Annotated in this window: 27 protein-coding genes and 1 riboswitch; of the genes, 24 read left to right on the top strand and 3 right to left on the bottom strand. The window is 28.3% G+C overall.

Annotated elements, in window-relative coordinates:
- The 10 genes from rpiB to ACTTA4_RS02490 all read left to right on the top strand — a co-directional run bounded on the left by rpiB (position 1) and on the right by ACTTA4_RS02490 (position 8,889).
- Complete coding sequence (rpiB, locus tag ACTTA4_RS02535) at positions 1–426, top strand: ribose 5-phosphate isomerase B (RefSeq protein ID WP_075506748.1); 426 nt, start codon at positions 1–3, stop codon at positions 424–426.
- A gap of 6 nt (positions 427–432) precedes the next feature.
- Positions 433–1,740 carry a serine hydroxymethyltransferase gene (glyA, locus tag ACTTA4_RS02530; protein WP_262589158.1) on the top strand — a complete coding sequence of 436 codons (1,308 nt, stop codon included), beginning with the start codon at positions 433–435 and terminating at the stop codon, positions 1,738–1,740.
- Positions 1,741–1,743: 3 nt separating this feature from the next.
- Positions 1,744–2,202, top strand: a complete 459-nt coding sequence (nrdR, locus tag ACTTA4_RS02525) for a transcriptional regulator NrdR (RefSeq protein ID WP_075506746.1) — start codon at positions 1,744–1,746, stop codon at positions 2,200–2,202.
- Positions 2,183–3,295 (top strand): bifunctional diaminohydroxyphosphoribosylaminopyrimidine deaminase/5-amino-6-(5-phosphoribosylamino)uracil reductase RibD, encoded by a 1,113-nt coding sequence (ribD, locus tag ACTTA4_RS02520; RefSeq protein WP_440633408.1) that lies wholly within the window; start codon positions 2,183–2,185, stop codon positions 3,293–3,295. Before nrdR ends, ribD begins: the two co-directional genes overlap by 20 nt.
- On the top strand, positions 3,288–3,881 hold the full coding sequence (locus ACTTA4_RS02515; protein WP_440633407.1) for a riboflavin synthase: 594 nt from the start codon (positions 3,288–3,290) through the stop codon (positions 3,879–3,881). The genes ribD and ACTTA4_RS02515 overlap by 8 nt, the downstream gene beginning before the upstream one ends.
- Entirely contained in the window at positions 3,868–4,968 is a 1,101-nt protein-coding gene (gene ribB / locus ACTTA4_RS02510; RefSeq protein ID WP_440633406.1) for a 3,4-dihydroxy-2-butanone-4-phosphate synthase, read from the top strand. Before ACTTA4_RS02515 ends, ribB begins: the two co-directional genes overlap by 14 nt.
- The gene (gene ribH / locus ACTTA4_RS02505; RefSeq protein ID WP_075506742.1) at positions 4,968–5,357 is read left to right on the top strand and encodes a 6,7-dimethyl-8-ribityllumazine synthase; all 390 of its coding nucleotides are present in this window, start codon (positions 4,968–4,970) and stop codon (positions 5,355–5,357) included. The genes ribB and ribH overlap by 1 nt, the downstream gene beginning before the upstream one ends.
- Positions 5,354–5,755, top strand: a complete 402-nt coding sequence (locus tag ACTTA4_RS02500) for a transcription antitermination factor NusB (protein WP_262589163.1) — start codon at positions 5,354–5,356, stop codon at positions 5,753–5,755. The genes ribH and ACTTA4_RS02500 overlap by 4 nt, the downstream gene beginning before the upstream one ends.
- Positions 5,748–6,707 carry a thiamine-phosphate kinase gene (gene thiL, locus ACTTA4_RS02495; protein WP_440633405.1) on the top strand — a complete coding sequence of 320 codons (960 nt, stop codon included), beginning with the start codon at positions 5,748–5,750 and terminating at the stop codon, positions 6,705–6,707. Before ACTTA4_RS02500 ends, thiL begins: the two co-directional genes overlap by 8 nt.
- Positions 6,708–6,783: 76 nt before the next feature.
- On the top strand, positions 6,784–8,889 hold the full coding sequence (locus ACTTA4_RS02490; protein ID WP_440633404.1) for a sodium-translocating pyrophosphatase: 2,106 nt from the start codon (positions 6,784–6,786) through the stop codon (positions 8,887–8,889).
- On the opposite strand, the gene bamE is transcribed toward ACTTA4_RS02490, so the two are convergent.
- Positions 8,876–9,358 carry an outer membrane protein assembly factor BamE domain-containing protein gene (bamE, locus tag ACTTA4_RS02485; protein ID WP_440633403.1) on the bottom strand — a complete coding sequence of 161 codons (483 nt, stop codon included), beginning with the start codon at positions 9,356–9,358 and terminating at the stop codon, positions 8,876–8,878. The genes ACTTA4_RS02490 and bamE overlap by 14 nt on opposite strands.
- Here bamE and ACTTA4_RS02480 point away from each other — a divergent pair.
- From ACTTA4_RS02480 to ACTTA4_RS02455, 6 genes are read left to right on the top strand one after another with little or no spacing between them, the layout of a single operon-like run.
- A complete protein-coding gene (locus tag ACTTA4_RS02480) occupies positions 9,357–9,824 on the top strand; it encodes a ubiquinol-cytochrome C chaperone family protein (protein ID WP_440633402.1) in 468 nt (155 codons plus the stop codon). The genes bamE and ACTTA4_RS02480 overlap by 2 nt on opposite strands.
- A 2-nt stretch (positions 9,825–9,826) precedes the next feature.
- Entirely contained in the window at positions 9,827–10,009 is a 183-nt protein-coding gene (gene rpmF / locus ACTTA4_RS02475; protein ID WP_023853776.1) for a 50S ribosomal protein L32, read from the top strand.
- Positions 10,010–10,022: 13 nt separating this feature from the next.
- On the top strand, positions 10,023–11,024 hold the full coding sequence (plsX, locus tag ACTTA4_RS02470) for a phosphate acyltransferase PlsX (RefSeq protein ID WP_440633401.1): 1,002 nt from the start codon (positions 10,023–10,025) through the stop codon (positions 11,022–11,024).
- The gene (locus ACTTA4_RS02465; protein WP_440633400.1) at positions 11,025–11,324 is read left to right on the top strand and encodes an HU family DNA-binding protein; all 300 of its coding nucleotides are present in this window, start codon (positions 11,025–11,027) and stop codon (positions 11,322–11,324) included.
- The gene (locus tag ACTTA4_RS02460; RefSeq protein WP_440633399.1) at positions 11,317–11,679 is read left to right on the top strand and encodes a MerR family transcriptional regulator; all 363 of its coding nucleotides are present in this window, start codon (positions 11,317–11,319) and stop codon (positions 11,677–11,679) included. The genes ACTTA4_RS02465 and ACTTA4_RS02460 overlap by 8 nt, the downstream gene beginning before the upstream one ends.
- On the top strand, positions 11,680–11,871 hold the full coding sequence (locus ACTTA4_RS02455) for a 50S ribosomal protein L33 (protein WP_023853780.1): 192 nt from the start codon (positions 11,680–11,682) through the stop codon (positions 11,869–11,871).
- Position 11,872: 1 nt separating this feature from the next.
- On the opposite strand, the gene ACTTA4_RS02450 is transcribed toward ACTTA4_RS02455, so the two are convergent.
- Entirely contained in the window at positions 11,873–12,163 is a 291-nt protein-coding gene (locus tag ACTTA4_RS02450; protein ID WP_440633398.1) for a chorismate mutase, read from the bottom strand.
- Between the two features lie 43 nt (positions 12,164–12,206).
- Between ACTTA4_RS02450 and ACTTA4_RS02445 the strand changes: the two genes are divergently transcribed.
- Positions 12,207–13,232 (top strand): COX15/CtaA family protein, encoded by a 1,026-nt coding sequence (locus ACTTA4_RS02445; protein ID WP_440633397.1) that lies wholly within the window; start codon positions 12,207–12,209, stop codon positions 13,230–13,232.
- 27 nt (positions 13,233–13,259) lie between these two features.
- Here the strand turns inward: ACTTA4_RS02445 and ACTTA4_RS02440 are convergent, their stop codons facing one another.
- On the bottom strand, positions 13,260–14,588 hold the full coding sequence (locus tag ACTTA4_RS02440; RefSeq protein WP_440633396.1) for an O-acetylhomoserine aminocarboxypropyltransferase/cysteine synthase family protein: 1,329 nt from the start codon (positions 14,586–14,588) through the stop codon (positions 13,260–13,262).
- A gap of 2 nt (positions 14,589–14,590) precedes the next feature.
- A riboswitch (SAM riboswitch) is annotated at positions 14,591–14,657 on the bottom strand.
- A 141-nt stretch (positions 14,658–14,798) separates the two neighbouring features.
- On the opposite strand from ACTTA4_RS02440, the gene rplM reads away from it, so the two are divergent.
- The 7 genes from rplM to ACTTA4_RS02405 are packed head-to-tail and all read left to right on the top strand — an operon-like array spanning position 14,799 to position 20,032.
- On the top strand, positions 14,799–15,257 hold the full coding sequence (rplM, locus tag ACTTA4_RS02435; protein WP_440614344.1) for a 50S ribosomal protein L13: 459 nt from the start codon (positions 14,799–14,801) through the stop codon (positions 15,255–15,257).
- 1 nt (position 15,258) lies between these two features.
- A complete protein-coding gene (gene rpsI / locus ACTTA4_RS02430) occupies positions 15,259–15,696 on the top strand; it encodes a 30S ribosomal protein S9 (RefSeq protein WP_440633395.1) in 438 nt (145 codons plus the stop codon).
- Between the two features lie 33 nt (positions 15,697–15,729).
- Complete coding sequence (gene argC, locus ACTTA4_RS02425; RefSeq protein ID WP_440633394.1) at positions 15,730–16,752, top strand: N-acetyl-gamma-glutamyl-phosphate reductase; 1,023 nt, start codon at positions 15,730–15,732, stop codon at positions 16,750–16,752.
- Positions 16,749–16,973, top strand: a complete 225-nt coding sequence (locus tag ACTTA4_RS02420; protein ID WP_440633393.1) for a hypothetical protein — start codon at positions 16,749–16,751, stop codon at positions 16,971–16,973. The genes argC and ACTTA4_RS02420 overlap by 4 nt, the downstream gene beginning before the upstream one ends.
- Positions 16,970–18,262, top strand: coding sequence for a homoserine dehydrogenase (locus ACTTA4_RS02415; protein WP_440633392.1), 1,293 nt, complete (start codon positions 16,970–16,972; stop codon positions 18,260–18,262). The genes ACTTA4_RS02420 and ACTTA4_RS02415 overlap by 4 nt, the downstream gene beginning before the upstream one ends.
- A complete protein-coding gene (locus tag ACTTA4_RS02410) occupies positions 18,262–19,164 on the top strand; it encodes an AEC family transporter (protein ID WP_440633391.1) in 903 nt (300 codons plus the stop codon). The genes ACTTA4_RS02415 and ACTTA4_RS02410 overlap by 1 nt, the downstream gene beginning before the upstream one ends.
- A gap of 16 nt (positions 19,165–19,180) precedes the next feature.
- Positions 19,181–20,032 carry a DMT family transporter gene (locus ACTTA4_RS02405; protein WP_440633390.1) on the top strand — a complete coding sequence of 284 codons (852 nt, stop codon included), beginning with the start codon at positions 19,181–19,183 and terminating at the stop codon, positions 20,030–20,032.
- The last annotated feature ends 30 nt before the right edge of the window (positions 20,033–20,062 follow it).

Genomic DNA, 20,062 nt, shown 5'->3' with positions numbered 1-20,062 from the left:
TTGAAAAAGATATTTATCTCTTCAGATCACGCTGGTTTTAAACTTAAAGAAGCAATTAAAATTTATTTAGAAAAGAAAAAAATTAATTTCCAAGATTTTGGTCCTTCAAATGAGAATAGCGTTGATTACCCAGATTACGCACATAAAGTTGCAAGAAAAGTAAATTCATCTAAAAAAAATATTGGTATTTTGGTATGTGGATCAGGAACTGGAATGAATATTGCGGCAAATAAACATAAAAATGTTAGAGCTGCTCAATGCTTTAATGAAAAATCGACTAAATTATCTAGATTGCATAATGATGCAAATATCATTACATTAGGATCTAGGTTACTAACTAAAAAAAATGCATTAAAATTTATTAGTATTTTTTTAAATACTAAATTTGAAGGTGGGAGACACTTAAAAAGAGTAAAAAAAATATAATTAATTATGTCTAGTGAAAAAAGTTATTTAAACGATAGTTATAAGAGTTTCTTTGAAGATGGTTTATCTAGTAAGGACCCCGAATTATATAAAGCTATAAAAGACGAACTCTTAAGACAACAACAACATATAGAATTAATTGCATCAGAAAATATAGTTTCACAAGCAGTTCTTGAAGCTCAAGGATCAGTTTTAACTAATAAGTATGCCGAAGGATATCCTGGAAAAAGATACTATAATGGTTGCGAACATGTCGATGTTGCAGAAAGTCTTGCAATTGAGAGATTAAAAAAATTATTTAATTGTAAATATGCAAACGCACAACCTCACTCTGGAGCCCAAGCAAATGGAGCTGTATTTTTAGCTTTATTAAATCCTGGAGATACATTTATGGGAATGAGTTTAAATTCAGGTGGACACATAACACACGGATTGAAAATATCTATGTCAGGTAAATGGTTTAACGCTATAGGTTATGACGTTGATAAAGAGTCTGAACTTATTGATTATGATAATGTTGAAAAACTTGCTTTAGAACACAAGCCTAAATTAATAATAGCAGGCGGCAGTGCTTATTCTCGAGTAATAGATTTTAAAAGATTTAGAGAAATAGCTGATAAAGTAGGAGCCTATTTAATGGTTGATATGGCACATTTCTCAGGACTTGTGGCTGGTAAAGGTTATCCAAATCCATGTGATTACGCTCATGTTGTAACCTCAACTACACATAAAGTTTTTAGAAGTGCAAGAGGTGGAATAATTTTGTCTAATGACGAGGAGCTTGGTAAAAAGTTTAACACAGCTGTTTTCCCTGGTTATCAAGGTGGACCTTTGATGCATATTATTGCTGCTAAAGCTGCTGGTTTTCTAGAAGCTCTTCAACCAGATTTTCAAGATTATATAAAATCTGTTTTAGCTAATGCAAAAATCTTAGCCGAAACTTTAAAAAACAATGGATTTAAAATTTATTCAGATGGAACTGATACTCATTTAATGCTTGTTGATTTAAGACCTTTTAATGTTAAGGGAAATCTTGCAGCGGAAAGTCTATCAAGAGCCAACATAACATGTAATAAAAATGGAATACCTTTTGATACAGAGAAACCAATGATTACATCGGGAATTAGATTGGGTACTCAAGCTGCTACTACACGTGGATTTGGATTAAATGAATTTAAAACTGTAGGTGAATTGATAACAAAAACTATTAAAGGTTTATCTGAAAATCCTGATGATAACAGTAAAGTTGAAAACGAAGTAAGAAATGAAGTTATTAATCTAACTTCGTCATTTCCAATATATAAAAATTTATAAATAATGATTTGTCCTTGTGAAAAAAAAGGTGATACGTCAGTTGTAGATTCTAGACCAACTGAAGATGGAACTGCAATAAGAAGAAGACGATTATGTATATGTGGCGAAAGATTTACTACCTTTGAAAGAATTCAATTTAGAGAATTAATGGTTGTTAAAAAAAATGGAAGAAAATCTTCTTTTGACAGAGATAAATTATCTAAATCAATCTATATAGCATTAAAAAAGAGACCAATTGATACGGAAACTGCTGAGAAATTTATAAGTAAAATCTCAAGATCATTAGAAGAACTTGGACAAACAGAAATATCAACTAGTACAATTGGAACAATGGTTATGGAAGGATTAAAAGAGCTTGATCCTGTAGCATACGTGCGTTTTGCTTCCGTTTATAGAAATTTTAGAGAAGAAAAAGACTTTGTGCAATTCGTGGACAGATTAGATGTCTACAAAAAAAGATAATTTTACTATTAAAGATAAACAATTCATGCAAATTGCCCTTAATTTGGCAATTGCTCGTGAAGGTTTAACCGGTACAAATCCATCTGTTGGATGTGTAATTGTTAAAAATAATAAAATTATATCTATAGGACAGACTTCATACAATGGAAGACCTCATGCTGAACGAAATGCAATTAAAGATTCTATAGAAAATGTTGCTGGCTCAAAGATGTATGTCACATTAGAACCATGTTGTCATAAAGGAAAAACACCACCTTGTACAAATTTAATAATTAAATCAAAAATATCAGAAGTTATTTATTCAATTTCTGATATTGACGAACGTGTTAGTGGCAAATCTTTTAAAGTTTTAAAATCAAGTAAAATAAAAGTTGGAAAAAATCTTTTAAAAAAAGAAATTAGTCGGTTTTACTATCCTTATTTTTTTAATAGAAAAAATAAAATACCTTTTGTTACAGGTAAAATTGCAGTTTCAAAGAACAATTTAATTTATAGTAAAGAAAAGCAAAAAATTACTAATATTTATTCTGATAAATTTTCGCATTTTTTAAGATATAAAAACGATACGATATTAATTTCACACAAAACCTTAAATAAGGATAATCCAAAACTTAATTGTAGACTTAAAAACAAAAATAATTTTTCACCTATAAGAGTTATTTTAGACGGTAAGCTAAATTCTAATCCAAACTCTTACTTAATCAAATCTGCATCTAAAATAAAAACAATTATTTTTTATAATGAAGCAACAAAATCAAAACTCTCATTATTTAAATCTAAAAAAGTCTTATTAATCAAATCTAAAATTAATAAAAATAAAGAATTCAAATTAAAAGAAATATTAAAAAAACTTTATTCTTTAGGAAGTAGAAATTTATTGGTTGAAGGTGGAGATAAACTTACAAAATCATTCATAAATGATAAAATTTTTAATAAATTTTATTTGTTTAAAAGTTCAAATAATTTATCTAAAAATACAGAATTTGTTGAATTTAACAGTTTAAATACTTTAAAATCAAAATATAGATATAAGTCAAAACTAAATCTGAAATTAAAAAAAGATAAAATAGAATTATATAAAAATTATGTTTAACGGAATTATATATAACCAAGGTACTGTAAAAAGAATCACCAAAAGACCAAAAGGCATCAATATATTTGTTAAAAGCAACTTAAAGGTTTCATCAAAAGATATGGGATTATCAGTTGCGTGTGATGGTGTATGTCTCACATTAATTTCGTATAAGTCAAAAATAATGGAGTTTTATTTATCTAATGAAACATTAATTAGGTCCAAATTTAAATTTCTCAAAACAAATGATGTTTTGAATTTAGAGTTGCCTTTGAAATATGGAACTAAAATTTCAGGTCATATTTGCCAAGGTCATGTTGATACGGTCGGAATAGTTAATTTTATTAAAAAAATAGATAAATCTTATCTTTTTGATTTTGAAATACCAAAAAAGGAGAGAAAACATCTAATAGAGAAGGCTTCAATATGTGTAAATGGTATCTCTCTTACAATTTCAAAAATTACAAAAAAAGGTTTTCAAATTTGGATTATTCCTCACACGTATAAAGAAACTAATTTATCTACTTTAAAAAAATCTAGTTTAGTAAATATTGAGATTGATATCTTGTCTAAATATGTAAGAAATTATTTTAATGACAAAAAATAATTTTGCATCAATAGAAACTATTATTAGCATTGCCAGAAAAGGCGGAATGTTCATATTGGTAGATGATGAAAAAAGAGAAAATGAAGGTGATTTAGTAATATCGACATCGGATACCAATTCTAAAAATATAAATTTTATGGCCAAGTATGGCAGAGGTTTAATTTGTTTAGCTCTTGATAGCGTTCAGGCTAAAAAATTAAACCTCTCATTAATGTCACCAATTAATCAATCAAGAAATAAAACTGCATTTACAATATCAATTGAAGCAAAAAAAGGAATTACAACAGGAATTTCAGCAAAGGATAGAGCAAAAACAATTAAAGTTGCTTCAAAGAAAAATGCAAACAAAAATGAAATTGTATCTCCAGGTCATGTGTTTCCGATAATAGCAAAAGATGGAGGTGTACTTGTTAGAGCAGGGCATACAGAAGCTTCAGTTGATATTTCAAAATTAGCAAAAAAAAATAACTCAGCTGTTATTTGTGAAATTATGAATGAAGATGGAACAATGGCCAAAGGTAAGGATTTATTTAATTTTGCAAATAAGCATAAACTTAAAATAGGTAAGATTGAAGATTTGATTGCTTATAGACTTAAAAAAGAGAAATTAATTAAACTAAAAAAACAAAGCTCAATAATTGTAAAAGATCAAAAGTATAATATTCGAATTTATGAAAATTTAATTGATGGTGCAGAGCATTTTGCTTTAATTAAAGGAAAAACAAAAAAAGGTATTACTCCAAGGGTAAGAGTAATCTCTTCAAATGTGGTTCAAAATTATTTAATTAATCAACAATTGCCAAACTCATTTAACAAAACTTTAAATTATTTTAAAAAATATAACAATTGTGTATTAGTCTTTATTAAAGATTCTAATTTAAAATCTGTAACCCAAACTTTGAAAGATTATAAAAATAAAGATTTTTATAAAAAGGGTAATGACAAATTAATAAGAAATTATGGAATTGGAGCTCAAATTATAAAAGATTTGAAAATTAAAAATATGATATTAATCACAAAATCTCCAAAAAAAGTTATTGGTTTAGATGGTTATGGTATAAAAATTACTAAACAAGAATTGATATAATGAAGAAAAAAATTTTGATTGTTATAGCTGATTATTACAAAGATATTGCAGATGGACTACTTAAAAGTGCTTTAAAATTAATCTCAAAAAAAAATAATATAAAAGTCATTAATGTTCCAGGAGCTTTTGAAATCCCAGTAACTATTTCAAAAAACATAAATAAGCATGATGCCTTTTTAGCTTTAGGCTGTGTTATTAAAGGTCAAACTCCTCACTTTGATTTTATTTCTCAAGCAGCAACTAATGGTATTATGGAATTATCAATTTCAAGTAAAAAACCAATTGGGAATGGAATAATTACTTGTTTGAATATGTCTCAAGCTAAAGCGAGAAAGAAAAAAGGTGCGGAAGCAGCTGAAGCAGTAATTTCTGTTCTATCTCAAAAATGAGAACACATTTTAATCCAAAAAATAATCCTAGGGTTATAATAATTCAAAAACTCTATGGTAAATTTTATAACGAAGATGATGAATTACAGTTTCCAAAACACAGATTTAAAAAATTTATTAAAGATATTGTACTAGGAACTATCGAAAGAAATGATCTAATTATAGATGAATTAAAAAATAAATTAGGTGATGAATTTGTCTTTGAAAATTTAGATAAGGTTTTTCAAACTATTTTAAAAGCTGCTACATATGAATTAATGTACAAACCTAATTTATCTTTAAACATCATTATTAAAGAGTATTTAAATTCATCAAATTATTTCTTAGAAAATTCACAAACTAAGTACCTAAATGCTTTGCTTGATAATGTTGGAAAAAAATTAAGAACAAATGCATGAATTTGAATTAATAAATAATTATTTTTCTAATATTTCTAAAAAAAATAAAGCTGCTTTAAGTTTAAATGATGATGTTTTTTTTGATAAAAAAAAAGGAATAGTTATTTCAGTAGACACATACAACATAGGTACACATTTTATAGATTTTAAAAGACCAGATTTAGTCATTAAAAAGATTTTAAGATCTTCAATTTCTGATTTGATTTGCAAAGGAGTTAAGCCAAAATATTATTTTATTGCTGGATCAGGGAACAAAAAAAACTTTACAAGAAACAATCTTAAAAAAATATCCAATTCTTTAAGGGAAGAGCAGAAAAAATATGATTTATTATTAGGAGGAGGGGATACAACTTTTTCTACGAAACTTAGCTTTACAATAACTTCAGTTGGATATTCAAAAAAAATAATCTACAGAAATCAATCTAATGTAAATAATGATATATATGTTACAGGAAATTTAGGTGATAGTTTTATTGGACTTCAAGTTTTAAAAAATAAAATTAAGTTAAATAAATCAAAAACTAAGTATTTTATAAATAAATACTATATGCCAGATATCCAAAATAAGTTTTCTAAAAATTTACTTTCTCTAGCTACCAGCTCTATGGATATATCCGATGGTTTAATCACTGATTTGAATAAATTAATAAATAAGCAAAATGTTTCTTATAAAATTTATGAACAATTTATTCCTGTATCAAGAAATCTTAACAACTTAATCAATAGCAGGAATTTAAAAAAAATTGATCTAGTATCTTACGGAGATGATTATCAAATTTTATTTACTGCTAAACCAAACAAAGCCAGAATCATAAATAAATTAAGTAAATCTCTCGGTGTAAAAATTTCGAAAATAGGAACTATTTTATATGGTAAAAACAAGTCTTTAATTTTAGATCAAAAAGGCAGAGAAATCGCCAATAATGTAGGTGGTTATATCCATCAATTTTGAAGTTAATTATTGTCTTTTTTGACTTTTTTTGTATTGTCCGGGCTTAAAAAATTAACAACCAACAACTAAGGGTTATATGAGCGCAACTGTCGAAACTATTTTATTATACACAATCGGAGCTGGTTTTTTATCCATCGTTTATGGATTTTTAACTGGAAAAAACATTTTAAATTCAAGTGCAGGAAATGCAAAAATGCAAGATATTGCTTCAGCTATTCAAATTGGAGCAAAAGCTTATCTAGCAAGACAATACAAAACAATTGCAATTGTTGGTGCAGCTGTTCTTGTAATTGTTAGTATTGCATTTAGCCCATTAGTTGGTCTTGGTTATTTAATAGGCGCAGCATTATCTGGTATTGCAGGGTATGTTGGTATGTTAGTTTCAGTAGAAGCTAACGTTAGAACTGCTGAAGCTTCTAGAAAAGGTCTAGCTCAAGGTCTATCAGTTGCTTTTAAATCTGGTGCTGTAACTGGTATGTTGGTCGCTGGTTTAGCATTGTTAGCAATAGCAGTTTATTATTTTTTATTATTGAAATTTGAAGTGGATGAAAGAGAAATAGTGAATGCTCTAGTTGCTTTAGGGTTTGGTGCTTCTTTGATTTCAATTTTTGCAAGATTAGGTGGGGGTATTTTTACTAAGGGTGCAGATGTTGGAGCTGACCTTGTTGGTAAGGTTGAAGCTGGAATTCCTGAGGATGACCCAAGAAATCCAGCTGTAATTGCAGATAACGTTGGAGACAACGTTGGTGACTGTGCTGGAATGGCAGCAGATTTATTTGAAACATATGCCGTTACTATTGTTGCAACTATGGTTTTATCATCAATTTTCTTCGTAGGTGATCTTAATATGATGATCTATCCTCTTACAATTGGTGCTGCTTGTTTATTGACATCTATTGTAGGTACATTTTTTGTTAAACTTGGAAAAGATAACAATGTGATGAACGCATTATACAAAGGATTTATTGTATCTGCTGTTGCGTCATTAGTTATTCTTTGGCCTGTAACTGATCATGTAATTGGTTTTACAAATGAATACACTGTTAATGGAAATACGTTTAATGGAATGGATTTATATTACTGTGGAGTAATTGGTTTAGTTATTACTGGTTTGTTAATCTGGATTACAGAATATTACACAGGAACAAGTTATAGACCTGTTAAATCTGTAGCTTTATCATCAACAACTGGTCATGGAACTAATGTTATTCAAGGTTTAGCTGTATCAATGGAAGCAACAGCAATACCAGCGTTAATCATTGTAGCTGGTATCTTAATTACAAATTCTATTGCAGGTCTATTTGGTATTGCAATTGCTGTTACAACAATGCTTGCATTAGCTGGAATGGTTGTTGCATTAGACGCTTACGGTCCAGTAACTGATAATGCTGGTGGGATAGCCGAAATGTCTAACTTGGATAAAAAAGTTAGAAAAACTACAGATGCTTTAGATGCCGTTGGTAACACCACAAAAGCTGTAACAAAAGGATATGCAATAGGTTCAGCTGGTTTAGGTGCGCTAGTTTTATTTGCTGCTTACACTGAAGATATTAAACACTTTTCTAAAGAAGCAGGTTCTGCTCTTGAAGGAATAGTTGTAACTTTTGATTTATCAAATCCATATGTTGTTGTTGGTTTATTAATCGGAGGAATGTTGCCTTACTTATTTGGTTCTATGGGAATGCAAGCAGTTGGAAGAGCAGGTGGTGCTGTAGTAGTAGAAGTAAGAAGACAGTTTAAAAAATTCCCAGGTATTATGAAAAGAAAACAAAAACCTGATTATGCAAAATTAGTTGACTTGTTGACTGTTGCTGCAATTAAAGAAATGATAATTCCATCATTATTACCGGTGTTATCACCTGTAGTTTTATATTTTATAATTCTATCAATAGGCGGTCAGGTTGCAGCTTTAGCTGCAGTTGGTGCAATGCTTTTAGGAGTTATAATTACAGGACTTTTTGTAGCTGTTTCTATGACTGCTGGAGGCGGCGCATGGGATAATGCTAAGAAATATATTGAAGATGGTAATCACGGTGGTAAAGGTTCAGAAGCTCATAAAGCTGCTGTAACAGGTGACACTGTTGGAGATCCATATAAAGATACAGCAGGTCCGGCTGTTAATCCAATGATTAAGATTACAAATATTGTAGCTTTATTATTATTAGCAGTTATCGCTGGCTAATTTCTTTACGTTTTTTGGCCCTCGTACCTAGAGGGTCATTAATCTTTTGTCTCATACTAGACATGAAATCGTATATAAATGAGTTTCTTTTAAAACCAGCTTGTGTTGTAGCTTCCACAATTTTTATATTTTCCATATCATCTTTATTATAAAACTCCTTCTTTTTTAAAATACCGTATTTATCTATTTCTAAAACTAAGACATCATTTTTAAAAATTTTCATTCTACCCAAGTTTTTTAGCTGCGATTGTGTTTGCTTTCTTTCAATATATATCCAAACATCATTATTGAATTTACTTGTAGTAGATGGAACACCTAATATTTTTTTAATATCATTTTTGTTTGTTTGATTTATGATTAGCGTTTCTTGTTTTTTCTCTAAAAATGGAACACCATGGTGCTTTACAACAGGTTTAAATGAACAATTTGAAAGTATTAAAAATAAAAAAAATATATATAATTTATTCATGAGCAATGAGTATATACATATCTATAATAAATTGATTAATTTCACTAGAAATAAAGATTTATATAAGGATTTAAATAGAGAAGATAGTTTTTCTGATCGATTGACGTTATTTTTACTCCATTTTTCATTTTTTCTTAAAAATTATAAAAATGAAGAAAATAAAAAAGTATTACAAGAAATTTATGATTTCAACTTTAGACAATTAGAATTGAGCATTAGAGAAATAGGATATGGAGACCAATCTATAAACAAAAAAATGAAAGATTATATTAATTTGTTTCATTCAATGGTTTCTGAGATTCATTTTTGGGACGATTTATCGAAATCAGATAAAATTGAAAAATTATCAATATTTTTAGAAGATTTTAATAATATTGATGATTTACTTGATTATTTTGATGAATTTAACTTAAATTTATCAAAAAAAACTTTGAATTATTATTTAAAAAGTGTAATTAACCCATAATTATGGCTGTACCGAAACGAAAACAAACCCCATCCAGAACTGGAATGAGACGGGCACAAACAATGAAATTTTCAACTAAAAATATAGTTGAGGATAAAAAATCAGGTGAATACAGGCTTTCTCATCATCTAGATTTAAAAACTGGCATGTATAAGGGTAGACAAGTTTTAGACCCAAAAGAATAGTATAATTATCTTAATGTCCGAAAAAATTAAAATTGCAGTTGATGCAATGGGAGGTGATGGATCACCAAAAAAAGTTATAGATGGCATAATTTATAACCACCAATCAAATAAAAACATTTTTTACAAAATATTTGGAGACAAAAATAAAATTTCTCAATTAATTGAAAATAAAATTAATAAAGAGTTCTATGAAATTTTCCATACAGAGAATGCAATTAAAAGCACGGACAGTCCTTTAGAAGGCGCAAAAAGAGGAAAAGACACTAGTATGTGGCTTGCTATTCAAAGTGTCAAAGAAAAGCAGGCTGATATAGTTATATCTGCTGGTAATACTGGTGCTTTATTAGTTGTATCAAAATTAAATCTTAAAATGATCGAAAATATAGACAAACCTGCTTTGTCTGCGCTTTGGCCAAATAAAAAAGGTATGAGCGTTGTATTAGATCTTGGAGCTAATATTGAGTGTAGTTCAAAAAATTTGAGTGATTTTTCTTCGATGGGAGCTGCTCTTTATAATTCATTATACCCAGATGAAATAGCCAATGTTGCTTTATTGAATATTGGCTCAGAAGAATTAAAGGGTAATGAAGTAATAAAAGAAACATATCAAGTTCTTAATGATAAAAAATCTGAAAATTTTAATTTTTCTGGATACATCGAGGGTAATCACATAATGGATGGTGAAGTTGATGTAATTGTATCTGATGGATTTACTGGAAATGTAGCATTAAAAACAGCTGAAGGGACAGCAAATTTTATTACAAGTGAATTAAGAAAAGCGATGACTGGAAATTGGATAGGAAAACTATCTTCTCTTTTAAACATTTCAAATTTAAAAAAATTTAAAAAAAGATTAGATCCAAGGCTGTACAATGGTGCAATTTTTATAGGATTAGACTCTCCAGTAGTAAAAAGTCATGGTGGTACTGATTACGTTGGCTTTGCTAACTCATTAGATGTTTGTCATAGAATTGTTAAAGGTAATTTGATAGAAAAGATTAAACAGAATCTTTAAATGAGAATAAATTTAACTAAAAAAGATTTAGTTAATTTAGTTTATATGCAACTAGGTTTTTCTAAACAGATCTCAGAAAATTTAATTGATGATTTTTTATCAACAATTGTTTCCAACATTAAATCTAAGAAAAAGCTAAAATTATCTAAATTTGGAACTTTTTCTATTAGACAAAAAAAAAGTAGAATTGGTAGAAACCCAAAAACCAAGGAAACTAAAGTAATAACTAGTAGGGATGTTGTTTTATTTAAACCTTCAAAAGAATTTAAAGAGTTTATAAATCTTAAAGATTATGGATAAAGCTGATCAGGCTTATAAAACTATTGGTGAAGTTGCTAAAATTTTAGACTTAAAAGTCAATAAGAGAGGTTCTTTGCCAACTCACATAATAAGATTTTGGGAAACACAGTTTAAACAAATCAAGCCAAAAATTCTTAATTCTAATAGAAGATACTATGATGAAAAAAATATTGATCTTCTTAAGAAGATTAAATATTTGCTAAAAGATCAAGGAATGACAATTAATGGAGTCAAAAAGATCCTTGATAATGAAGATACATTAAAGCTTGACGAAATGGCAGATAAATCTATAAAAGCTGAAAAATTAAAAAATAAGTTAACTAAAATATCAAATATTTTAAAAACACTAAAATAAATGGCGAAAAAAACACACGTAAAAGTTAGAATGGTGCCTGAAGCTAAACCAGATAGTCCTTACTTTTATTATGTAAAAAAACCTGCAGGTGGCGAAAAAGCTAAAGTAAAATTATCAGCAAAAAAATACAATCCTGATACTAGAAAACACGAAATGTTTGTGGAGAAAAAGCTTCCACCACATAGTAAATAAATTATTTTTTTTTAAAATTTCTTCTTTCGTAATCAATATAAGACCAAATCATATTTTTCCAAATACGATTAGTTATTTTTGGATCTATGCCTTGTTTTAAGGATTTTGCTTTAATTTTTCTTAAAATAAAATTAATTCTTTTCTTATCTACGATTTCTTTTTTAAATTCTTTAAGCTTTAAAACTTCCTCAACTAGCTTTGTTCTATATTTTATAAGTGATAACAGTTTATTATCTAATTTATCTAGCTTAACTCTTATTAAATCTAGTTTTTTTTTATTATTTGGCGACATTTAATTTATTGGAATACTTAATAATTATTATATTTATTTGAGCATGTACAGTGAGAATAATCATTTAAATAATCAACTTAAATTGTGGATGCTATCATTATTAGTTTTAGTTTCTTTAATAATATTTGTTGGAGGCTTGACTAGATTAACTGACTCCGGTTTATCAATTACTACTTGGGAATTATTTGTTGGTTTTTTTCCTCCTTTTACAAATGATAAATGGTTGGAATATTTTAGTTTATATAAAACAATTCCTGAATACAGCCAACAAAACTACAATATGACTCTTGATGAATTTAAAGTAATATTTTGGTGGGAGTGGGGGCATAGGCAGTTAGGGAGAATAATTGGTTTAACCGTATTATTCCCAATGGTTTATTTTTCACTAAAACAAGGAGTTTGGATTATAAAAAAATATGGAATTATTTTTTTATTAGTTTGTTTTCAAGGGTTTTTAGGTTGGTTCATGGTATCAAGTGGATTAGTTGAAAGAATTGATGTTAGCCATTATAGACTAGCAATACATTTGGTAACAGCATTTATCATTTTATCAATTGTATATTGGCAATTTTTAAAGTTATCATCCTCTTCAAATCAAACAATTTCAATTAATCTTTTTATAGTAAAAATTTTTTTAGTTTTATTATTTTTCCAACTAATTATAGGTGCTTTTGTATCTGGTATGGATGCTGGTAAAATCTATAACACTTGGCCATTGATGGGAGTTAATTATTTTCCTGATGATAGTAGTTTTAAAGAGTTTTTGAATTTGAAAGTTTTTGATAATCCTTCTATTGTTCAATTTATACATAGAAATTTAGCATACTTAATTATAGTCATTTATGCCTTAATCCTCTTTAAGGTAATTAACACTGGAAACAAAAAATTATACAAACCTATCACTGTAATTGGTTTGACTTTGGCATTTCAAATTTTTCTTGGTGTGATAACTATTTTATCTGGAGTAAAAATGTTATTTGCATCTTTACACCAGATAAATTCTATTTTGATAATACTTTCAACTTTGTATTTTATATTTATCTCAAAATACAAAAGACAGATTAATTAATTTCTATTTGTAGACATATAAATAACACTAACTAACTGCTTTTAAATTACCTTTTGATGATTTGTCTAAAGCTTGATCTAAATCGTCAATTATATCATCAATATGTTCTAAACCAATACAAAGTCTAACATATCCTGGAGTTACACCTGAAGCAGCTAACTCATCATCATTTAATTGACTGTGAGTAGTTGTTGCTGGGTGTATTGCTAAACTTCTAGCATCACCTATATTTGCAACGTGATAAAACATTTTTAAAGCCTCAATGAACTTTTTACCAGCTTCGATACCACCAGCTAATTCAATACCAACTAAAGCACCATTACCATTTTTCAGATATTTTTTTGCTCGACTTGATATCTCTTCAGTATGTTCAGTGGAATAAATTACTCTCTCAACAGCTTTATGTTTTTTTAAGTACTCCACAACTTTTGCAGCATTATTACAGTGTTGTTTCATTCTTAAAGCAACTGTTTCAAGTCCTTGTATGACGCCGAATGCATTATCTGGAGAAAGTGCTGATCCTAAATCTCTTAATAGGGTTACTCTTGCTCTAACTGCAAAAGCAACATTTGCACCTGTTAATTCGGGCACAGCTTTACCCCAAACAACACCTCCATAACTTGCATCAGGTTCATTAAATAGTGGCTGTCTTTTTGGATCTGCTGTCCAATCAAAATTTCCACCATCTACTAGTGCACCCCCAACTACTGTTCCATGACCTGCTATATATTTTGTTAAAGAATAAACAACCACAGCAGCACCATGTTCAATTGGTTTACAAATTACAGGGGCAGCAGTGTTATCTAAGATTAATGGAATGTTATATTTTCTACCAATATCTGAAACCTCTTTAATTGGAAAAACTCTTAAATATGGGTTTGGTAATGTTTCTCCATAAAAAGCTCTAGTTTTATCGTCTATTGCTTTTTCAAAGTTTTTTGGATCTGAAGGATCTGCATATCTTACTTCTATACCAAGCTTACTTAAAGTATGCGTAAATAAAGAAACTGTTCCACCATAAAGATCTGTTGAACTAACAATATTATCTCCAGCTTGAGCAACGTTTAATATTGCAAAAGTAGAAGCGGTTTGCCCAGATGCTACAGTTAAACTTGCAAGACCACCTTCAAGCGCAGCGATTCTCTTTTCCAACACATCGTTAGTTGGATTCATTATTCGTGTATAGATGTTTCCAAACTCTTTTAACGCAAATAAATTAGCTGCATGTTCAGTGTTATTAAATTGATACGAGGTTGTTCTATAAATTGGAACTGCTACTGAATTTGTAGCTGGATCACTTCTGTAGTCTCCACCATGTATAGCAATAGTTTCTGGATTATTTCTTTTTGTACTCATTTTTACTCCTTTTTTAGTGCTTTTGCTTTATGCAAGGCGCACAATACAGTTCAAATGCCTACCGATTATAATTTTATGAAAATTCCATTTTAGCAGTTTTATGCCCGCAATAGGATCAAATCGGCAAGTGATAAATAGCATATTAGTTATGTTTTACAAGCTAAATATAAAATTGACTTTGAATAATTTAATAGTATTAATCCTCGCACAATGACAAAATTCACAAAAAAAGATCAAGTTACTTCATCTTGGTACGAGATAGACGCAAAAAATGCAGTTGTTGGAAGATTAGCGACTGTTGTATCTAATATAATTAGAGGCAAAAATAAGACTACTTATACACCTCACATGGATGATGGAGATTTTGTTGTAGTAAAAAATATCGAACAAGCAAAATTTACTGGCAAGAAGTTTCAAAACAAAAAGTACTATAGACACACAGGACATCCTGGTGGAATTAAAGTTACCACACCAGAAAAACTTCATGAAAAAAAACCTGGAGAAACTTTGAAATTAGCAGTTAAAAGAATGTTGCCTGGTGGTGTTTTGGGTAGAAAACAACTAACAAAATTAAAAATTTATTCTGGAAGTGAGCATCCTCATGCTGCACAAAACCCAAAAGTTATAGAATTAGATAAACTAAACAATAAAAACATTGCAAGAAATTAATATGGAAAACGTACAATCAAACATAAAAACTCCTAAATTAAAGTTAGACTTTAAAGATAGTAAGTACGCGACAGGTAGAAGAAAAACTTCAATAGCAAAAGTTTGGTTAAAAAAAGGTTCTGGTAAAATTTATGTTAATGGCAAATTATATAATGAGTATTTTGCTGATGAAATTCACAAAATGCAAATTACAAGACCTTTTGAAATTATAAATCAAGCTACAGATTATGATGTTAGATGTAGTGTAAAAGGTGGCGGACCTACAGGTCAAGCTGGAGCAATGGTTCATGGTATTTCTAAAGCTTTGGTTCTCTTTGATGAAAATTTAAAAACAACATTGAAAACTGAAAAGCTTACAACCAGAGATTCTAGAGCTGTTGAGAGAAAAAAACCTGGTAGAAGAAAAGCTAGAAGAAGCTTCCAGTTTTCTAAAAGATAATTTTTTTTACAATTTAAACTGCTATAATAAAAAATGCCTAAGCTTAATGCATTAGTTGCCGGATCTACAGGATATATTGGTGTTCAATTAATTAAGTTATTAATTAACCATAAATATATTAATATTAAATATCTATGTGGAAACTCGTCTGTTGGAAAAAATATTTCTAATTATGATAAATCTCTGTCAAAAAAAAAATTACCTAAAATCGTAAAATTTAATCCTAAACTGTTAAATGGTATTGATGTTGTCTTTACAGCTCTACCAAATGGTGAAGCTCAAGATATAGCAAAAAAACTTAATGATAATGTTACTTTAATTGATTTAGCAGCAGATTTTAGATTAAAAAAAGCTAATGATTATTTAAAATGGTATAAACAAAAACACCGAGCTCCAAAATTACAGAAGAAAAGCATCTATTGTTTACCCGAAATAAATCGCGATGAATTAAAAAATCACAATATAATTTCATGTCCAGGATGTTATCCAACATCAATATTATTACCTCTTGTTCCGCTAATTAAAAAAAAATTAGTTAAATTAGACAATATAATCATTGATTCAAAATCTGGATATTCTGGCGCCGGTAGAGGAGTTCATAAAAAATATAAAGATAAGAATTTATACGAGTCTTTGAGTGCTTATGGTGTTGGTTTTCATAGACATAATTCTGAAATTCATCAATTTTTAAGCAAATTTACAAATAAAAATTTTCAATTTAGTTTTACTCCACATTTATCTCCAATGTTTAGAGGTATATTAAGTACAATTTATTTAGATTTAGAAAAAAAAGTTAATCAATCAAAAATCATCAAAACACTTAAGATCTCTTATAAAGGAGAAAATTTTGTTAAAATATTAGATTCTGATAAACTGTTGAGCACAAATGATGTTATCAATACAAACAATTGCTTTATTACAGTGTGTAAATCAAAATATAAAAACAAAATAATCATTATTTCTGCGATAGACAATTTAATCAAAGGTGGAGCAGGTCAGGCTGTTCAAAATTTAAATAATAAATTTAATTTTCCTGAAAGAACTGCTTTAAAATGAAATATTTGTTAATTATTTTTCTAATTTTTTTATGTAATTGCTCTTTAAATAAAGATTCTCAGTATTGGAAAGAACATCCTGCTGAAAATAAAAAAAATCAAAAAAAAATAACTGAAATACTTAAAAAGTCAGACGATATAACAAAAATGACATTAGAAGAATATGAGATTTATATAGATGACTATACTAAAAAAAGTAAATATCCAGATATAAGCAAATGAATAATATAGTGAATGTTGCAATTGTTGGACTTGGTCAAGTTGGTAATTATTTATTTAATGAACTAATTGTTAAAAAAAAAGATATTGAACTTAAAACAGGAAAAAGAGTTCATGTAGTAGCTATTTCTGCAAAAAATATAAATAAAAAAAGAAAATATAAAATTAATAGAAAAATTTTTTATAAAAACCCTTTTGAAATTTTTAAAAAAGAAAAAGTTGATATTTTATTTGAAGTAATTGGACAATCTGATGGGGTTTCTAAAAAATTAGTTGAAACTGCTTTAAAGAATAAAATTCATGTAATTACACCAAACAAAGCTTTAATTTCAAAACATGGAAACAATTTAGCAAAACTAGCTGAAAAAAATAATGTTAATCTAGAATTCGAGGCATCTGTTGCTGGTGGGATACCGATATTGAGATCTATTAAAGAGGGATTAGCTACAAATAAATTATCTAAAGTTTATGGAATTTTAAACGGTACTTCAAATTATATATTGTCAGAGATGGAAAATTCTGAGCAAAATTTTGCTGATGTTTTGAAAAAAGCTCAAATGCTTGGATATGCTGAACCAGGAAATCCAAAATTAGATTTAAATGGTTTTGATGCATTTGCAAAAGTGAGAATTTTATCCGCTTTGGCTTTTAATAGTAAAATATCAAATAAAAAATGTTTAATGGAAGGAATAGAAAAGATTGATTTAAAAGATATTAAAATTGCAAATCAATTAGATTTAAGAATTAAACTACTGGGTATCTCTGAACTCAAAAATAATCAACTTTTTGAAACTGTTCATCCATGTCTTGTAAGTAAAAAATCATATATTGGTAATGTAAATGGAGTAATGAATGCTGTTATCCTTAATGGCAAACCAGTAGGAGAAAGTGTATTACAAGGGGAGGGTGCTGGACCAGGTCCCACTTCATCATCTTTATTATCTGACTTATTATCTATTTTAAGAGGAAACATTAAAAAGCCATTTGGTGTAAGTGTAAATAAGCTTAAAACTTTAAAGACTTATAACGTAAATAATTATGTTAATTCTTTATATTTAAGATTTGAAGTTAAAGATAAACCAGGCGTTTTATCTCAAATAACCAATCGTTTAGCTAAATATAAAATTTCTGTTAAAAGATTAATTCAAACCCCAGATAAAAAAAATAATAAAGCTACCATCGTAATAGTTACTCATAAAACCACAGAATTAAATTGTAATAGCTGTTTATCTATATTTAAAAAAAATAAGAATATCTTAAAATCACCTACGTTAATTAGATTGCTTGATTAATGGAAATATATTTCAAACTTATTGAAGTATTATTTCCTGTTTTTTTTGTTGTTGGGATTGGGTATTACCTTGGTAAGAAAAAACCAGATTTTGATAATTCCTTTATAACTACTTTTGCCTCAAATGTTGGTACACCTGCAATGGTTATATATTCTATTACTTCTACAGGTATAACATTTGAACAATATACCAGTTATTTTATTTATTATTTAATTGCTATTGCTGGTTTTGGTTTAACAGGCATAATTATTTTATATCTATTAAAAACTAAAGATATCATTAGAGAAATCCCAGTATTTCTTCTTCCTAATAATGGAAATATGGGTATTCCTATTTGTCTTTTTGCTTATGGTTCACAAGGTTTAGGAATAGCTGCATCAATATCTTCTCTTATAATTTTACTTCACTTTACATTAGGAGTGTTTCTAGCCGACAGAAAATTTGACTTTAATATTTTAATTAAAAATCCACCTTTTTACGCAATTATATTTTCAGTTACTTTTATTTATTTTGACTTGGAGATGCCCAAGGCAATTATTAATTTAACTGAATTGTTAACATATACAGCAATTGTTTTAATATTAATGTCGTTAGGAATTGCATTAACAAAATTAAAAATTTTTTCTTTCACTAATTCAATAATTGCCTCTATTGGAAGAGTAATAATTGGACCCGTGATTGGTTTTTTAATTATAATTTTTTTTGATCTTTCTGGATTTGGTGCAGGTGTAATTTTAATTCAATCTGCTATGCCAAGTGCTATTTTAAATTATTTAATTGGATCAATGTACTCACCAAAAGAAATAGTAGATAACATCGCTAGCACTATTGTTGTTTCTACATTAATGTCATTTATTACAGTTCCAATAGTCGTATTCTTTGCTTTAAAATACTTCTATTAAGATATATCTTTCAGTTGTGAAGGCTATAATTTTAAATGCATCTGCTTGGATGATTGTCCCTGTTATGGATGCGTTTGCTAAATATTTAAGCTCATCAATGGATGTTTTGCAAATAACATGGGCTAGATATTTTTTTACCATAGTTTTTACTCTGTCTTTAATGCTTATATTTTATAGAAAGTCATTAGTTTGGACTAAAAAACCGGCTCTTCAACTAATAAGAGGTTTGATATTTGTTTTTTCTACGTATTTATTCTTTTATGCGATTTCTGAAATTTCACTCCCTAAAGCTTTAACTTTAGCATTTGTAGCACCAATTTGTGTCACAGCTTTATCTCCATTTTTTTTAAATGAGAAAGTAGGGGTAAAAAGATGGACTGCTGTATCGTTAGGATTTGTTGGTACTTTGATTGTTATTAGACCTGGATTTATTGAACTTAATTTAGCTACTTTAGCTGCTTTAGGTAATGGAATTTGTTATGGATTTTACCTTATTATAACAAGAAAACTTAGCACTTCAGATAACCCTCTTTTAACGCTTTTGCTTTCAGGTTTAATAGGAACAGTCATTATTAGCTTATTTATGCCATCTGTATGGGTAAATCCAACTACAAATCAGTGGATTTTAATGGCTTTAATCGGCCTTATAGCCTCTGTAGCCCATCTTTTCTTAATTTTATCACTCAAATATGCTGATGCCTCAAAATTAGCTCCTTTGGGCTATACAGAAATCATAACAAACATATTAATTAGCTATTATTTCTTTCATGAATTACCAGATAATTGGACTTATTTAGGTCTTTTTATAATTGTCTTAAGTGGTCTATATATAACCAGAAGAGAATACATTTTAAAAAGAAATAATTAATAGTAACTATTTTTATACTAATTATTAATG

It is taken from the genome of Candidatus Pelagibacter sp. HIMB1485 (assembly GCF_052048055.1).
GTDB lineage: Bacteria > Pseudomonadota > Alphaproteobacteria > Pelagibacterales > Pelagibacteraceae > Pelagibacter.
The sequence above is the reverse complement of the archived record's forward strand: the minus strand, read 5'-3'. Positions and strand labels throughout refer to the sequence as shown.

Coding starts and splice junctions, on each gene's coding strand:
- glyA (WP_262589158.1), top strand. CDS start 433: ATGTCTAGTGAAAAAAGTTATTTAAACGATAGTTATAAGAGTTTCTTT.
- nrdR (WP_075506746.1), top strand. CDS start 1,744: ATGATTTGTCCTTGTGAAAAAAAAGGTGATACGTCAGTTGTAGATTCT.
- ribD (WP_440633408.1), top strand. CDS start 2,183: ATGTCTACAAAAAAAGATAATTTTACTATTAAAGATAAACAATTCATG.
- ACTTA4_RS02515 (WP_440633407.1), top strand. CDS start 3,288: ATGTTTAACGGAATTATATATAACCAAGGTACTGTAAAAAGAATCACC.
- ribB (WP_440633406.1), top strand. CDS start 3,868: ATGACAAAAAATAATTTTGCATCAATAGAAACTATTATTAGCATTGCC.
- ribH (WP_075506742.1), top strand. CDS start 4,968: ATGAAGAAAAAAATTTTGATTGTTATAGCTGATTATTACAAAGATATT.
- ACTTA4_RS02500 (WP_262589163.1), top strand. CDS start 5,354: ATGAGAACACATTTTAATCCAAAAAATAATCCTAGGGTTATAATAATT.
- thiL (WP_440633405.1), top strand. CDS start 5,748: ATGCATGAATTTGAATTAATAAATAATTATTTTTCTAATATTTCTAAA.
- ACTTA4_RS02490 (WP_440633404.1), top strand. CDS start 6,784: ATGAGCGCAACTGTCGAAACTATTTTATTATACACAATCGGAGCTGGT.
- ACTTA4_RS02480 (WP_440633402.1), top strand. CDS start 9,357: ATGAGCAATGAGTATATACATATCTATAATAAATTGATTAATTTCACT.
- bamE (WP_440633403.1), bottom strand. CDS start 9,358: ATGAATAAATTATATATATTTTTTTTATTTTTAATACTTTCAAATTGT.
- rpmF (WP_023853776.1), top strand. CDS start 9,827: ATGGCTGTACCGAAACGAAAACAAACCCCATCCAGAACTGGAATGAGA.
- plsX (WP_440633401.1), top strand. CDS start 10,023: ATGTCCGAAAAAATTAAAATTGCAGTTGATGCAATGGGAGGTGATGGA.
- ACTTA4_RS02465 (WP_440633400.1), top strand. CDS start 11,025: ATGAGAATAAATTTAACTAAAAAAGATTTAGTTAATTTAGTTTATATG.
- ACTTA4_RS02460 (WP_440633399.1), top strand. CDS start 11,317: ATGGATAAAGCTGATCAGGCTTATAAAACTATTGGTGAAGTTGCTAAA.
- ACTTA4_RS02455 (WP_023853780.1), top strand. CDS start 11,680: ATGGCGAAAAAAACACACGTAAAAGTTAGAATGGTGCCTGAAGCTAAA.
- ACTTA4_RS02450 (WP_440633398.1), bottom strand. CDS start 12,163: ATGTCGCCAAATAATAAAAAAAAACTAGATTTAATAAGAGTTAAGCTA.
- ACTTA4_RS02445 (WP_440633397.1), top strand. CDS start 12,207: ATGTACAGTGAGAATAATCATTTAAATAATCAACTTAAATTGTGGATG.
- ACTTA4_RS02440 (WP_440633396.1), bottom strand. CDS start 14,588: ATGAGTACAAAAAGAAATAATCCAGAAACTATTGCTATACATGGTGGA.
- rplM (WP_440614344.1), top strand. CDS start 14,799: ATGACAAAATTCACAAAAAAAGATCAAGTTACTTCATCTTGGTACGAG.
- rpsI (WP_440633395.1), top strand. CDS start 15,259: ATGGAAAACGTACAATCAAACATAAAAACTCCTAAATTAAAGTTAGAC.
- argC (WP_440633394.1), top strand. CDS start 15,730: ATGCCTAAGCTTAATGCATTAGTTGCCGGATCTACAGGATATATTGGT.
- ACTTA4_RS02420 (WP_440633393.1), top strand. CDS start 16,749: ATGAAATATTTGTTAATTATTTTTCTAATTTTTTTATGTAATTGCTCT.
- ACTTA4_RS02415 (WP_440633392.1), top strand. CDS start 16,970: ATGAATAATATAGTGAATGTTGCAATTGTTGGACTTGGTCAAGTTGGT.
- ACTTA4_RS02410 (WP_440633391.1), top strand. CDS start 18,262: ATGGAAATATATTTCAAACTTATTGAAGTATTATTTCCTGTTTTTTTT.